The organism is Pseudomonas sp. SIMBA_067, from assembly GCF_046534675.1.
Lineage (GTDB): Bacteria > Pseudomonadota > Gammaproteobacteria > Pseudomonadales > Pseudomonadaceae > Aquipseudomonas > Aquipseudomonas putida.
The window spans coordinates 1-231 of sequence record NZ_JAWRYH010001449.1; the positions used below are offsets into that span (position 1 = coordinate 1).

A 231-nucleotide genomic window follows, 5' to 3' on the forward strand; every position below is an offset into this window, starting at 1 on the left:
AGCGGGAAACGAGACTCGAACTCGCGACCCCGACCTTGGCAAGGTCGTGCTCTACCAACTGAGCTATTCCCGCATTGTGAAACTTTACCGCTTTCGGCGTGAAGCGCCTTGACGACCTTCACCACCACTGCACCGCATAGACGCCACAGTATTTAAACTGGAGCGGGAAACGAGACTCGAACTCGCGACCCCGACCTTGGCAAGGTCGTGCTCTACCAACTGAGCTATTCC

At 56.3% G+C, this 231-nt stretch carries 1 tRNA gene; it reads right to left on the minus strand.

From position 1 onward, the window contains the following. Positions 1-73: transfer RNA gene (locus SB765_RS34210), tRNA-Gly, on the minus strand. Positions 74-231: the final 158 nt, after the last annotated feature.